The 13,885-nt window shown below is 61.2% G+C and carries 7 protein-coding genes; all 7 read right to left on the bottom strand.

Annotated features, from left to right (window positions below):
- Positions 1-16: 16 nt before the first annotated feature.
- The 7 genes from J4E00_RS19430 to J4E00_RS19400 all read right to left on the bottom strand — a co-directional run bounded on the left by J4E00_RS19430 (position 17) and on the right by J4E00_RS19400 (position 13,845).
- Positions 17-2,650, bottom strand: coding sequence for a TIM-barrel domain-containing protein (locus J4E00_RS19430; protein WP_208176929.1), 2,634 nt, complete (start codon positions 2,648-2,650; stop codon positions 17-19).
- A 116-nt stretch (positions 2,651-2,766) separates the two neighbouring features.
- Positions 2,767-4,080 (bottom strand): glycoside hydrolase family 43 protein, encoded by a 1,314-nt coding sequence (locus tag J4E00_RS19425; protein WP_208176928.1) that lies wholly within the window; start codon positions 4,078-4,080, stop codon positions 2,767-2,769.
- Between the two features lie 134 nt (positions 4,081-4,214).
- Complete coding sequence (locus J4E00_RS19420; RefSeq protein ID WP_208176927.1) at positions 4,215-7,097, bottom strand: glycosyl hydrolase 115 family protein; 2,883 nt, start codon at positions 7,095-7,097, stop codon at positions 4,215-4,217.
- A 44-nt stretch (positions 7,098-7,141) separates the two neighbouring features.
- Entirely contained in the window at positions 7,142-8,272 is a 1,131-nt protein-coding gene (locus tag J4E00_RS19415) for a glycoside hydrolase family 43 protein (RefSeq protein WP_208176926.1), read from the bottom strand.
- 97 nt (positions 8,273-8,369) lie between these two features.
- The gene (locus J4E00_RS19410; RefSeq protein WP_236049966.1) at positions 8,370-9,347 is read right to left on the bottom strand and encodes a glycoside hydrolase family 43 protein; all 978 of its coding nucleotides are present in this window, start codon (positions 9,345-9,347) and stop codon (positions 8,370-8,372) included.
- Between the two features lie 41 nt (positions 9,348-9,388).
- A complete protein-coding gene (locus tag J4E00_RS19405) occupies positions 9,389-11,872 on the bottom strand; it encodes a glycosyl hydrolase family 95 catalytic domain-containing protein (RefSeq protein WP_208176925.1) in 2,484 nt (827 codons plus the stop codon).
- A 44-nt stretch (positions 11,873-11,916) separates the two neighbouring features.
- A complete protein-coding gene (locus tag J4E00_RS19400) occupies positions 11,917-13,845 on the bottom strand; it encodes a glycoside hydrolase family 97 protein (protein WP_208176924.1) in 1,929 nt (642 codons plus the stop codon).
- Between the last annotated feature and the right edge of the window lie 40 nt (positions 13,846-13,885).

Below are 13,885 nucleotides of genomic sequence, written 5' to 3'. Positions count from 1 at the left end.
CAGAAGGCAGCTAGCGCTACCGTTTAATTGTCAATCGTTTACCGACGTACACCACTTGTTGCTGAGGCGTGCCAAATGCTGCACCTAGTCCGGTAGCTTCGCTGGGCCACACTAGGTTAAACACCCGCCGCGACAACGCGCCGGGGTAAGTACCCTGCCGCGGACCGATGGTAAGCGTCTGGCGCTTCTCGTTCCAGGCGAAGTCAATAAGCGTGTGTTGGCCCTGCTCGTAGCGGTAACTATCGCTTTCGTCCTCGTAGAGGGCAAAGCGGCCGTCGGCCCCAGCGTACACTCTGATTTCCAGCGTGTCGGCCGACTTCTGGCCGGTGTATTGCAGGCGTTTACCCAAGGGCACAATGGCGCCGGCTTTCACGAAAACTGGGGTGGTAGCCGCAGGTGCGGGCGCCACCACGGTTTGCCCGCCCGCGTGGCGCTGGCCGGTCCAGAAGTTGTACCACGTGGCCGCTTTTGGCAAATACACCGGCCACTCCGTTACACTAGGTTTAGTGACGGGCGCCACCAGGAAAGCGGGGCCAAACGAGTACTCGTAGGCCTGGTGCGTAGCCGCCGTATCAGTGGCGAAATCCATCGCCAGCGGGCGCATCAGCGTCGAGCCGTTGGCGTGCACCTGCCAAGCCTCGGAGTAGAGATAGGGTAGCAGGCGGTAGCGCACATCGAGCAGCTGCCGGATGTTGGCTTCCACCACCGGGCCGTTTTTCCAGGGCTCGGTTTCGGTTTGGTAGCCGTGCACCCGGAAAATGGGCGTGAAGGCGCCCCACTGGTACCAGCGCATCAGCAGCTCGTTGTACTGCGGGTCGGTGTACTGCCCGGCGCCGGGCCGGAAAAACCCGCCGATGTCGGTGGTCCAGTACGGCTGACCCGTGATGGTGAAGTTGAGACCGGCCGGAATCTGGCGCCTGAACGAGTCCCAGGTGCCGCCAATGTCGCCCGACCAGTTGATGGTGCCGTAGCGCTGCTGCCCCAGAAAAGCCGAGCGCGTGAGGATGCACACGCGCTTATCCTGGGTGGTAGCGCGCTGCCCCTCGTACACGGCCTGGTTGACAAAGAGCGGATATGTGAGCCGGTAAAAGTCACCCGGCCCCACAAATAGCTTTTTGCCGTGCAGGGCGTCGTTTTCCGGCTCGGTAGCGTCCAGCCACCACGAATCTACGCCGTAGCGGAACAGGTGCTGGTTGATGGCCGCCCAGTGGGCCGGGCGGGCGGCGGGGTTGGTGAGGTCCAGCCACGGACTGTCGGCGATGTAGAAGTTGTTGGCCAGATGGCTTTTGCCGATGGCCGATTCCTTGTTCAAATTCTCCCACACCGAGATGTTGAAGCGGGCGTGCTGGGCGTGCAGGTTCTGCATCAGGGCCGCCGGGTCGGGGTACTTGGTTTCGTCGAACTGCATCACGCCCCAGCCGTATTTGCCCCAGTACTGCCAGTCCTGCACAATCACGTCCATCGGAATCTGGCGCCGCCGAAACTCCTGCACCGTCTCGGTTAGGTGCGCGCTGGAGGTGTACCGCTCGCGGCACTGCCAAAAGCCGTAGGCCCACTGCGGCAGCAGCGGCACCTGCCCCGACAGGTTACGGTAGGTCTGGATGACGGCCTCGGCCTGCGGCCCATAGAACACCACGTAGTCCAGCAGTTGGGCGTTGGGTGAGCGAAAGGTGGTGAGGCCATCCACCCGCTTGTAAGTCACGCGTGGCGTGTTATTCGCCTTACACACCACCCGAATGGTATGCGCCCCCGCGGGCAGTTTCACCTTGGCACTGGCCGTGGGCGGCAGCCAGAAGTTGCTGTGGTCGATATACGCTGCTCCATCAATGGTCACGTAGTGCCGGTTGCCCATCGCGCCCAAATCGAGCATAAGCGAATACTCCCCCGCTGCGGGCAGCGTGAACGTGCCGGTGTAGATGGACTGGTCCTGGGCTACTTTTTGGGTGCCGGTAGCGGTGGTAGCATCCACAGCCTGGCCGGGTTGCGCTGCAGCTAGCACCTGCTTTTCCAGCGCAATGGGCGAGTCAGCTGGGTTGAAGTCGGTGAGGCCGTATTGGTGCCAGAGCAGGCCGTAGCCTTTACTGGAATAGAGAAAGGGCAGGGCCGTTTGGGTGTTCACCTGCGTGAGTTGCCGGGTGATGCCGCGCAGGTTGAAGTGCCCATCTTGAAACTGTCCCAGGCCCAGCAGCAGCTCATCGGGCGCGGTTAGGAATTGCTGTTCGGCCACCACGTTGGCTTCGCCCAGCACGGGCGGGGCGGCCCGCAGGCGGGTGGTGGGCTGCTCTTGTAGAAACACGAGGCCAGTGCGGTCAGCGTAGCGTAGGGCGCCGGTGGCTTTGTCTACCAGCACCTTCACTTGCTTGGTGGCCAGCTGCACAGTGGTATTCGTTTCCGTTACCTTGAATGCCGGCATCGCCGCCGGGCTCGTCAGCACCAGCTCGGGCAACGTCGGCCGAAGGGCTTGGGTGAACTGCACCCGTATGGCATTCTCTGCTAAAGGCCGCAGCACCAGTTGCCCATCGGCCAAGGCAATTGTCACCCGGTCGGTGGCCTGGGTGTAGCGCTGCACGCGCTGCCCGAAGCTAGCCAGCGGCCAGCTCACTGCCAAGAGCACCACAAGCAAGGTGCCTTTGCGCAGAAGACTATTCAAGGTAGGAGTGTTGCTCATCATCAACCCATTAATTCCTGCGGAAGCTTTCTGGCGGACCGAGTGGCGCGACTGTGCTTTGCCAGACGCGCGTGGATACAAAATCTCCTCGGCACGGCTTACTGCCTGAACTGCCACCAGTCGAACCGGAGTTGGTTGTTACTGGCCGCTTTGAAGACAAAATACACGTCGTGGATGCCGCTCTGCCGGCTGACTTTGCACGACTGCACCATCCAGCTTGCCAAGCTACCGGTGTTCTTTACTTTCAAGGTCCCCAGTAAAGCCCCCGTGGGGCTGTCCAAGTGTATTTCAATGGCTGAGCCGGCAGCAGTGCTGGCCACCGAAGCCATAAATTCCTTTGCGCCCTTCTCGAAATCAACGCCTTTGACTTTGATGTAATCGCCGTTATCGATGCTTGTTACATACATGCCGTTAGGGCCTTTGCTGGTTTTTAGGCCCTGGCTCCCGGCAATGGTTTCCGCTTCGGTGCGCTGGTAGGGGTTCAAGGTTGCCACGCGCTCTACGCCCTCTTCCGACCAAAACGGCAGCTGCTGGATAGTGCCGTTCGGGTTGTATATCAGCTTGGCCACGCACACGGAGCGCCGCTCGGTGTGCGTCGGTGACAAGGCTTTGGAAATGGCGTAGTTGAAGCCGAACAAGTAGGAATTGCCTTTGTAGTCAATGATGCCCGGGTGGTTGCCGTTGGACCGACGGTCGTGGTCCATGAGCGTGCCGGTGTAGTTCCAGGGCCCCGTGGGGCTGGTGCTCATGCTGTAGCCGATGCCCTCTGGGCAGCAGGTAGAGGCATACGCCACGTAGTACTTGTCTTTGCGCTTGTAAAACCACGGGCCTTCCTGGTAATCCTTTGGCTTGGTGGGCGACTTAACAATGCCACCCGAATAGGAAATCATATCCTCGTTCAGCTTGACGTAGTACAGGTTCGGGTTGCCCCAATATAGGTAGGCCTGGCCGTCGTCGTCGATGTAAACGGTTGGGTCAATATCGTCGATGCTGTTCTGAATCAGCGGCTTGCCCAGCGGGTCGGTGAAGGGGCCGTAGGGGCTGTCCGCCACCAGCACGCCGATGCCCTTGACGTGAATGGGGCAATACAGGTAGAATTTGCCGTTGCGCGCGATGCACTGCGGCGCCCACGCCCCGTTTTGCGGCGACCAGCTGAAGCTCTTGGTCGAGGCGACCGTGCCGCGGTCGGTCCAGTTCACCATGTCGGTAGAGGTGTAGAGCAGCCAGTTGTACATCTTAAACCCCTTGGCATCGTCCTCGTCGTGGCTGGTATACAGAAACACGGTGTCCTGGTACACCATCGGCGCCGGGTCGGCCGTGAACTTGGTTTGGATGATGGGGTTCTGGGCCTGGCTGACCAAGGCGGCCGAGAACAGGAAGGAGATAAGTAAGCAATAGAAGACCGTTTTCATATTGTCCGATGTAGCAGTCAGTTAAGCACTTTGCTACTTTGTCTGTTATGCGTATTTGATGGCCTAAACCTTTTCGCGGCACCGGGGGCTGATGAAAGCGCCTGGCTGCTGTTCAAGGATAAAAAAGCCGCGCCCTATTCCTTGCGGAAGCTCTCGGGTGGGCCGAGGTAGCTTTCCTTCAACCCGCCCGTGTCGAGCACCAGCTTCTGCAGCACGATGCCAGGCGTGACGACCCAGAATTTCAGGGTGTGTCCCCCCGGCGCCGCCAGCTGGTGGGTAGATTCTGCCGTGCGGATGTTGTCCATCATGGCCGTTTCCGAGTTGTCGTTCACCCAGGCCTCGCCGGGCCGGTGCTGGCTGATATTGAGCAATTGAGGCGTTTCATCATCGAAGGCCACGGCATACATCAGGCCCCCAGCGTTGCGGAAATCGATGGTGGGCGTGAGGTAGGCGCGCAGCTTCACCGGGCCCGCTTGGTGCAGCAACACCTTGTACTCCAGGTGCGGGGCGCTGGCCGTGGTTTCCTGCCGGGGGGCCGTGCCCGGTACCAGGGTAATGCCAGTGGAAGTGCGCCCGTAGTTATTGAGCACCTGCCAAGAAGTAGCCTCCGCCTGCACCGCCCGGCTATAGTGCGGCGCGCTAATCGACACGTAGCCATTGCTCTCCACGTGGCCCTTACCATTCAGCGCCGCCTGCGGGGTGCTGTTGTCAACGGGTACCTGGACCACAATGCGCTGGCCGCCGGGGCCGCTGAGCGTGACGGGCACCTGCCGCCGGCCGGCTGGAGCTGCGGCCCAGTCCACATGCAGCCAAAGGCGCTCCTGTTCGGTGATAGTACCGCTCGGCTTGTCAATTTTCAGCCACGGCACCGGGCTCGTGGCGGTGTAGGCGAAGGAGCCTTGGCCTCGGTTGAAGATTTCTAGGTAATGCGGCTGGTTTTGCCAGGCGTTCAGCTCCGGCAGCACGGCTGCTTCCTGGGCCAATGGCCACCAGGCGGTGCTTCCCTCCACGGCCACGGCCATTTCGGACTTGGCTTTCAGCGTCGCGCTTAGCGTGGCCGGCAACTCGTCTTGGTGGTCGGGGCCGCGCCAGCCTTTGTAAAACACGTGCGGCTGGTCCATCATGTGGTTCCACTTGCCGTTTTGCAGCAGGTGGTTGTACTTATAGGAAAGCAGCGAATCCTGCACGTAAAAGCCCTTCACCTGCCGGGCCATCTGGGTGGTGGCGGCTCGGCCCTGACTGGCGTAGAGCTTGTTTTTAGCCAGTGCCAGGTGCAAATCCATGAGGGTTGTAATGCCTTGAATGGGGTGCAGCACTACCTGAAAATAAGTATCCCGATACGCTGGGTCCAGCTGTTTATCCACCTGCTCGGCCTGGTCGCGCAGCGCGTGGTAGCGCTCCGTCAGGCGCTCAAACTCCTGGTAGTTGACGAGGCTGAAGGCATTGCGCGACAACAGTTCCGGCTTGCGCACACCGTTGTAGTCGTTGTAGGTCGCCAGAAGGTCGGCTATCTGCCGGGCGTGGGCGGGACCAAACTGCTGGCTGGCCCACTGCCGCGTAAACTCGGGCAGCTTCTCGGCGGGCCACTGCGTGGGGTCCCAGGCGTATTTGAAGTAGAAGCTGATGGGAAATTCCATTGGTTTCAGGTCACCCACGTTCAGTATCCAGATGCGGTCCACGCCGTGGGCGTAAGCCTGGTGGAACTGCTCCCACACCTTGGTTAGCTGGTTGGTGTTTATCCACTTATAACTCCAGGGGCCGCCGTTGAAATCGAGGTGGTAGTACACGCCGTAGCCGCCGGCCCGCTTGGGGTCGGTGGACTTGGGCAGGCGCCGGATGTTGCCGTAGTTGTCATCGCACATGAGCAGGGTCACGTCGTCGGGCACGCGCATGCCTTGGTCGTAATACTGCTGCACTTCGGTGTAGAGCGCCCAGAGCTGCGGAATGGTCTCGACGGGCCGCTTGGTGACATTGGCCAGAATGGTGCGCTGGTCGCGCACAATGCTTTCCAGCAGCTTGATGTTGGTGCCGGCCGCCATCGGCACGTCGCCGTCGCCGCGCATGCCCATGGTCACGATGCTTTCCTTGGTGCCCATGTTCTCAATGCCCTGCCGCCAGAATTTCTGCAATTCGGCGGGGTTTTGCTCGTAGTTCCAGGGGCCTTTGCCGTAGCGCTGCCATTCCTTTTGCGAGCGAACCATGGGCTCGTGGTGCGAGGTGCCCATCACCACGCCGTACTCATCGGCTTTCACCGGGTTGAGTTTGTCGTCGTCGTTGAAGGCATTGCCCCACATGGCGGGCCACAGGTAGTTGCCCCGCAGCCGCAAAATCAGCTCGAACATCTTCTCGTAGACCTGATGGTTCGCCCCGCCGAATTTCTCCTTCGCCCAGCCCGAAAAAGCAGGCGCTTCGTCGTTGATGAAAATGCCCCGGTACTTCACCGCCGGCTCGTGAATGAGGTAGGTACCCGGCCGCACGGATACCGTTTGGTGGCGCACCACCGGCACATCGGCCCACCAGTACCACGGCGACACGCCCAGCTGCTCCGACAGCTCGTAGATGCCGTAAATCGTGCCGCGCTTGTCGCTGCCGGCAATGACTAGCGCCCTGGCAACACCCGGAAAAGGTTTGTCGATGGTTTGCGTCATCGAAGCCTCCCACTTGCCCCGCACCTGGCTCACGTCTAGCTTCTTGCTACGCACCAGCGCGTCGATGAGCGGGCTGTGGCCGATGGTACCGATGATGACTACCTCCTTCCCCTTGAGCTGCTTGCGCTGCTGCAACAGCTCCGGCTGAGTGCCCGTGACCAGTTGTATATCGTGCTGCAAATCGGTAGCCGCCCGAATCACGCCCTTGTGGTCTTCCGGGCTCACCAACAAAGGCAAGGTCTTGCCATTAGTGGCTAGCACTAGTCCCGCCGCTTTGTCCTCAAACGATAGATAAGACTGCGCCCAAGCGCTGCTGCTTCCAAGCAACAGCAGCAAAATGCTCAGTAAGATATTTCTAGAACGCGGCATATTAGAGTGAGAAGGGGATTGCCAGGCGGCGGGCGCAGCGTAGGTTAATAGCGCACGGTTTGCTCGGTCCAGGTAGGACCATCAATGGCAAAGATTCCGTTGCGGAAGTGCAGCGGCTCGATGCCCAGCTGCGGCACCTTTTGCCAGTCGGCCAGTGGGGTACTGCGCTGGTCGAAGAAGTAGTGGCAGGAGCTCCACAGCTGCCCATCTGGCCCCTCGAAAATGGCGTTGTGACCGGTTTCCTGGTACGGGTCGGGCGTGTCGGCAAACACCAAGTTGCTGTAGCCGCCATTGCGGGCCATTTCGGCGCGGTACTCCCGCTTGCGGGTGCCAAAAATGGGCTCGGGTGCAGCCAGTTCCCAGGGGCCCAGCGGGCTTTTCGAGCGCAGCAGCCCCACCTCGTAGCCCCGCGTCCAGGTCGAGAAAAACATGAAATAGGTACCGTCACGCTTCAGCACGAATGGGCCTTCAATGCCACCTACCATCCAGCCCGGATTGTTGGCATCCTTGGCGCCGCGAAACTGCTTAATCTCGCCCAACAGCTTACCCGTGGGCAGGTCGATTTTGGCTTGCCACAGCCCGTTGCCGCTGCAATACAGGTAGGTCTGCCCGTCCTCGTCTTCAAACAGGGTCGCGTCGTTGTTGTAGTGAGGCGTCAACGGGCCGTTCACCAGCTTGTAGGGCCCAGTCACTTTATCGGCCGAAAACAGCCAGATGCTGTGGGTTTTCATGCCCTTGGGGTCTTGCGCCGTCACCTGGCCGCTGTTCACGGTGAGCCAGTATTTCTTCTGGATGTAGTGGATTTCCGGGGCCCAGAACCGGCCGTTGTAGGGGCAGTTGGCGGGCAGTGTTTTGGCGTCAATCAGCCAGGAGTGCTGCCGCCAGTGAATCAAATCATCCGACACTAGCAGGCGCACGCCGGGGTTGGGCCCCGACCACACCGGCATGGAAGTGCCTGTGCAAAACCACTGCCGCCCCACTTTGATAATGAAATGGTCGCGCATCGAAACAGCCGTGTCGCGCGTGATGGGGTTGGTGTAGCGGAACTCGTGCCGTCCTCTGGCCGCATCCACCGAAGCCGCCGGTTTCTTACTCTGCGTGCAGGCTCCCAGGCTCATCAAGAAGAAAGCCAGCGCCAGCTGTGGCCGGAGAAGCAGGAAACGAAGCAAAACCATAGAAATGACTACTTAAAACCGATTGCCAACTGGACTTGAGAAAGGGCGGGCAGCACGAGCGTTGTGGACCGCGCTACTGCTCGCTGGCGGCAATGTCTTACTTCACTGGGGCCACGCCCTGGGTGGTTTGCACAATGGGCTTAATGGTACCGTCTGGGTTGTAGTACATATAGTCCACGCAGATGGAGCGCCGGAAATTGCCACCAGTGGGCAGCGAGCCGTTGTGGTAGAAGAAATAGCTCTTGCCCTTATAATCCACGATGCCGGGGTGCGTGGTGCCGCTGTTGGGCACGTTGCCTTGAATGATGCCCTGGTAGGTCCAGGGGCCGGTGGCGCTGGGGGCCGTGCAGTACTCAATCATCTCGGGCTTGGTGCCGGCACTGGCGTACACCAGGTAGTAGAGCTTTTTGCGCTTGTAAACCCAGGGGCCTTCGATGTAGTTTTTGGGCTTGAAAACGGTGATGGGACCGGCCAGCTCGGTCATGTTGTCCTTGAGCTTCACCCAACGGCAGCTGCCGTTGCCCCAGTACAGGTAGGCCTGCTTGTCGTCGTCGATGAAAACGGTGGGGTCGATGTCGTCCCAGCCGTGCTTCTGGTCGAGGGTCATGTCGTTCGTAATCAGCGCGTGGCCAATAGCGTCCTTGAACGGGCCGGTGGGCCGGTCCGACACAGCCACGCCAATAGCCGCACCCCGATTGCCGACCTTGTTATTCGGGTCGGCGTTCCGCTGAAACGTGGCCGCGAACCAGTAGAATTTGCCGTTGTGCTCGACGCACTGCGCGGCGTAGGCGTCGCCGGTGGCCCAGGCGAACGTCTTGACGGAGAGGCGCGTGCCGTAGTCCTTCCAGTGCTTCATGTCGGTGGTGGAGTACACGCGCCAGTCGGGCATCTTGTAATTGGTTTCCTTCACCGAAGCCGTGTCGTGGCCGGTGTAGAGAAACAGCGTGTCGTGGTAGACCAGCGGCGCCGGGTCGGCCGTGAATACGTCGCGGATGATGGGGTTTTGCGCCCGCAACTCGGTACCAGTCATTGACACGACAAGGGTGGCGAGCAGGGCGAAAAAGTTGTTTTTCATGGGTGGGAGTATGCTTGATGAAGGCGTTAGAAGCGGAAGGATTACCGGGCTTGCACGACGTAGGTCTTGCCGGCCTCAGTGGGGAAATCATACACCGACGAGGACGCCAGCGTGGGTTGCCTGGCCACGGTTTTGGCAGATACCAGCGGGGCTTTCACCGCCGGGGTCTGGTAGAACGGGTTGGCGTTTTCGCCCTTTGCGGCCAGCAGCTTGGTACCGCCGGTGGCCACCACAGGGCTGTGCACGCGCACGCGGCAGTTGCCCCCGAGCCGCGAGGTGATGCGGGCGCGCGTGATTTTACCCTGGCTCCAGGCCAGGTCTACCACGTAGCCGCCGCGAGCTACCAGGCCGGTTACCTCGCCGGTTGGCCAGGCGTCGGGCAGGGCCGGCAGTAGGTCGATGGCCCCGTCGTGGCTTTGCACCAACAGTTCGGCCAGGCCCGCCGTGCAGCCAAAGTTGCCGTCAATCTGAAACGGCGGGTGCGCATCCAGCAAGTTGGGGTAGGTGCCCCCGCCCTCACCCGAGTTGCCACCCGCCCCGGAGCGTAGGTGCAGCTGCTCGGTGAGCAGCTTATAGGCGTGGTTGCCGTCTTGCATGCGGGCCCAGAAGTTCACTTTCCAGCCCATCGACCAGCCCGTGGACACGTCGCCGCGCTCGGTGAGGGTGGTGCGGGCGGCTTCAAACAATGCGGGCGTGCGGTAAGGCGAAATCTGCCCGCTCGGGTACAGCCCGTACAGGTGCGAAATGTGTCGGTGCTGGTCTTTGGGGTCGTCAACATCTTGCAGCCACTCCTGCACCTGCCCATACTGCCCGATTTGCTTCGGGGCGAGCCGCTCGCGCAGGGTGCGCAGGGTATCAGCAAAGGGCTTGTCAAGCTGAAGAAGCTCGGCGGCGCGGATGGTTTTCGAGAACAGGTCGAACACCAACTGATTATCCATGGTGGTGCCCGCCACGACGGCAATGCGCTTACCGTTGAGCGCATAGGTGTTTTCGGGCGACACCGACGGGGCCACTACCAGCCACTGGTGAGTGGGCTCGGGCTGCAAGGCATCCACCAAATAAGTGGCGGCGCCCTTGAGCACAGGGTAGTACTCGCGCAAAAACTGCTCGTCGCCGGTAAACTGGTAATGGTCCCAGAGGTGCTGTGAAAGCCAGGCCCCGCCCATGGGCCAGAGACCGTACTGCGGCGGGTCTACCTGCCCGGTGATGCGCCAGATATCGGTGTTGTGGTGCAGCATCCAGCCACGGGCGCCGTACATCTGGCGAGCGCTCTGCTGGCCGGTCACGCTCAGGTCTTTGAGCATGCTGAACAGCGGCTGGTGCAGCTCGGTCAGGTTGGTCACCTCTGCTGGCCAGTAGTTCATTTCGGTGTTGATGTTCACCGTATACTTGCTATCCCAAGGGCCCTTGAGTTGGTCGTTCCAGATGCCTTGCAGGTTGGCTGGCTGCCCGCCCGGCTGTGAACTGGAAATCAACAGGTAGCGGCCGTACTGAAAGTACAGCGCCGCCAAGGCTGGGTCTTGGCCGTTGGCGAAGTTTTCGAGGCGCTTGTTGGTGGGCAGCTCGGCGGCGGGCGTCACACCTAGGTTCAGCGTCACGCGGTTGAAGTAGCGCTGATAAGCTGCCGTGTGCGCCGCCTTTGCTGGTTCGTACTTTTTGCCCACAGCTTGGGCTAAATAGGTTGTGGCCCGCGCCGCCGCGTTGCCGCTCACATCGTGGTAATTGACGAAGTTGGTACCAATCGAGAAGTAGAGGGTGGCACTGTTGGCGTTTTCAATGCGGATGCCGGCGTCGGTAGTTTGCGCGCTGCCGCCTTCGGCCACGGCCTGCGCCCGTAGCTGAAAACGAATCTGACCTTCCTGGCCTTCGTGCTCGCTGCCACGGCCATCGAGCAACAGCTGGTTGTTTTCGGCGTGCACGGTGTATTTCAGCAGACTTTCCGCACCCAGCTGGCAGCTAATATGGCCGGGCTTACTGGCCGTGAGGCGCACGATAATTACCTGGTCGGCCAAGGAGCTAAGCATCTCGCGGCGGTATGTGACGCCCCCCAGCTGGTAGCTGACCGATGCCACGGCACGGCCGATGTCTAGGTCGCGCTGGTAGTTGGTGGCTTTGTCATGGCTTGGAAAATCCAGGTACACGTTGGCGGCCATCTGGTAGGGCATGCCGCTGTTGCCGACGGGCTGCATTTGGGCCTGCGCCAGGGCCTGGGCCTCCACCAACTGCCCAGCCAGAAGCTGCGTCCGCAACTGCTTTACCACCGGTAGAGCGTCAGACTTCACGTTGTTGTTGGGGCCGCCGGCCCAGATGGTTTCCTCGTTTAGCTGGAGCCGCTCCCGCTCCGGCGCCCCGAATACCATGGCCCCCAGGCGGCCATTGCCGATGGGCAGGGCCTCGTTCCAGTTGGCCGCGGGCCGGTCGTACCACAGCCGCATGGGCGTCGGCGTGGGCTTGCCCACAACGTGGACCGCCGTGCCGGCCCAGCAAACCAGCAGGAAGAATGCCTTGACGAGAGTGTGACGCATGAGATAACGGGAGAGTGATTGGGTTGTATGGAAAGCGAAAACCGTTAAGGCTGCACCACGAAGCCGCCGCGGGCCGGCAGCGTCACGCTAAGGGCCTTGTCGCCCACCGCCCGGGTGCTGAAGCTGCGGTTGGTAGCGCCATCGGTGATGAGGGTGCCGCTGGCCAGGCCAAGCTTGCTGAGGTCGAGCTGCAGGGTTTTGGGCGCGTCGGTGGCGTTAATGCCGGACACGTACCACTTGCCGTCAGGCGCCTGGCGGGCCAGCACCGCGTAGTCGCCGGGGAAGCCGTCGAGCAGCTTCACGTCGGCCCAGCGGGGCGGCAACTTTTTCACGAAATCCTGCACGTAAGCGGGCTGCGCAGCCATGCCCTCGGGCACCTCGGCGTAATGCTGAATGCCCGACTGAAACAGCACTGATAAGGCCAGCTCGAAGGCATTGGAAGTGCGACGTTCCTTGCCTCTAATCTCCGAGAAGGCCATAGGCGTAAAGTCCATCGGCCCCACGGCGTTGCGGGTGAAGGGCAGCATGGCGCAGTGCGTAGCTTCCTGGTCGGTGTTGCGCTGGTCGAAAGTCAGGAACTCGAAGCCCTTCACGGCTTCCATCGTCATCAGGTTGGGGTAGGTACGGTTCCAGCCACGCGGAATGGTGGCACCGTGGAAATTAACGAGCAAGCCGGCCTGGGCCGCATCGGTCAGCAGGTCCTGGTAGTAGTTCATAAATGACTGCCCATCGCCGCCGAAAAAGTCGATTTTCACACCCGCCACGCCCATCTGTTTGATGCGGGCAAACTCCTTGCGCCGGCTTTCGGCGTCAAACAGCACCTTGGCGGGCGTTTGCGGGGCCTGGTTCCAGTTGCCGTTGGAGTTGTACCACACCAGCAGGCCCACGTTTTTGGAACGGGCATATTGGGCCAGCTCGGCCGTCTTATCGTAACCTATCTGCGTATCCCACAACGCATCGACCAGGCAGTAGCGCCAGCCCATGGCAGCCGAGTAGTCGATAAAGCGGCGTTGCACGTCGTAGGTCGTGTTTTTGTCACCCATCAGCACCCACGACCACGACGATTTGCCGGGCGCCTCGGTGAGCAGAGGCGTTTTAGCCGGTGCACTCAGGTCCGTCGTCAGCGTCGATTCTACGATGGGAGCCAGCGAATTGCCCACCACCACCACGCGCCAGGGCGAGCGCCAGGGCAGGCGGCTTTCGGGCAGCAGCGCCGCCTCGGGGGTCGTTTTCTCCGGGGCCTGCGGAAAGGCGATGCTGTAGTCAGCGTCTGGCGATTCGTGGGCCAGGTGGCTGCCGCAGTAGTTGCGACCCATGCCTGCCTCGGTGAGCAGCACCCAGTGGCCGCCCGTTTCAAACAGCGCCGGAAACGACCAGCCCTGCCCTATCGTGGACGGCGTGCCCGCCGCAATGCCGCGCTGGTAATTTTCCTCGTACGAGGGCTGCGTATTGGCAAAGCCGGTCTGGGCTTTGGCGTGCGGGTGCAGCCAGCCCTTGGCCCCAGCGGGCAGATGGAAACTGGTTTTTTCGACCGTAATGCGCTGCACATCGGCGCTTTTGCCTTCGATGAGGTACTGAAATGCCACCCCATCGTTCGACACCTGAAACACTACGCTCAACGTGGGCTCCCCTGCCCTGCCGACGAAATGCACCACCCGGCGGTTGGCCCGATAGTGGCAGTTGGCGCGCTTGTCGGTGGCCAGCTGGTAGTCGTCGGCCACGGCGGTTGCCTTGTCGGCACTGGTCAGTTTCAGGCCCTGCGTGAGGTCGGCGCTGGCCAGCTGCAGGCCCAGGCGCGAGGGGCGCAGCAGCTCGGCGGCGCGGTAGCGCACGGCGTAGGTGGGCTGGCCTTGGGCAGTTACGTCCACGGTCACCTGCACGGCCCCATCGGGGCTGCTGACGACAACGGGGCCGGCGGCTTGGGCAGTGGCGGCAGCAAGCATCAATACGCCAAAAAAGAGAGTCAAACGCATGGTAAGTAATTCAAAAGCGGGGCACTGGCTGCAGTGAACG

The sequence above is a fragment of the Hymenobacter negativus genome (assembly GCF_017571495.1).
GTDB classification, from domain to species: domain Bacteria; phylum Bacteroidota; class Bacteroidia; order Cytophagales; family Hymenobacteraceae; genus Hymenobacter; species Hymenobacter negativus.
Note: the sequence above shows the minus strand (reverse complement) of the source record. Positions and strands in the feature narration are given on the sequence as shown.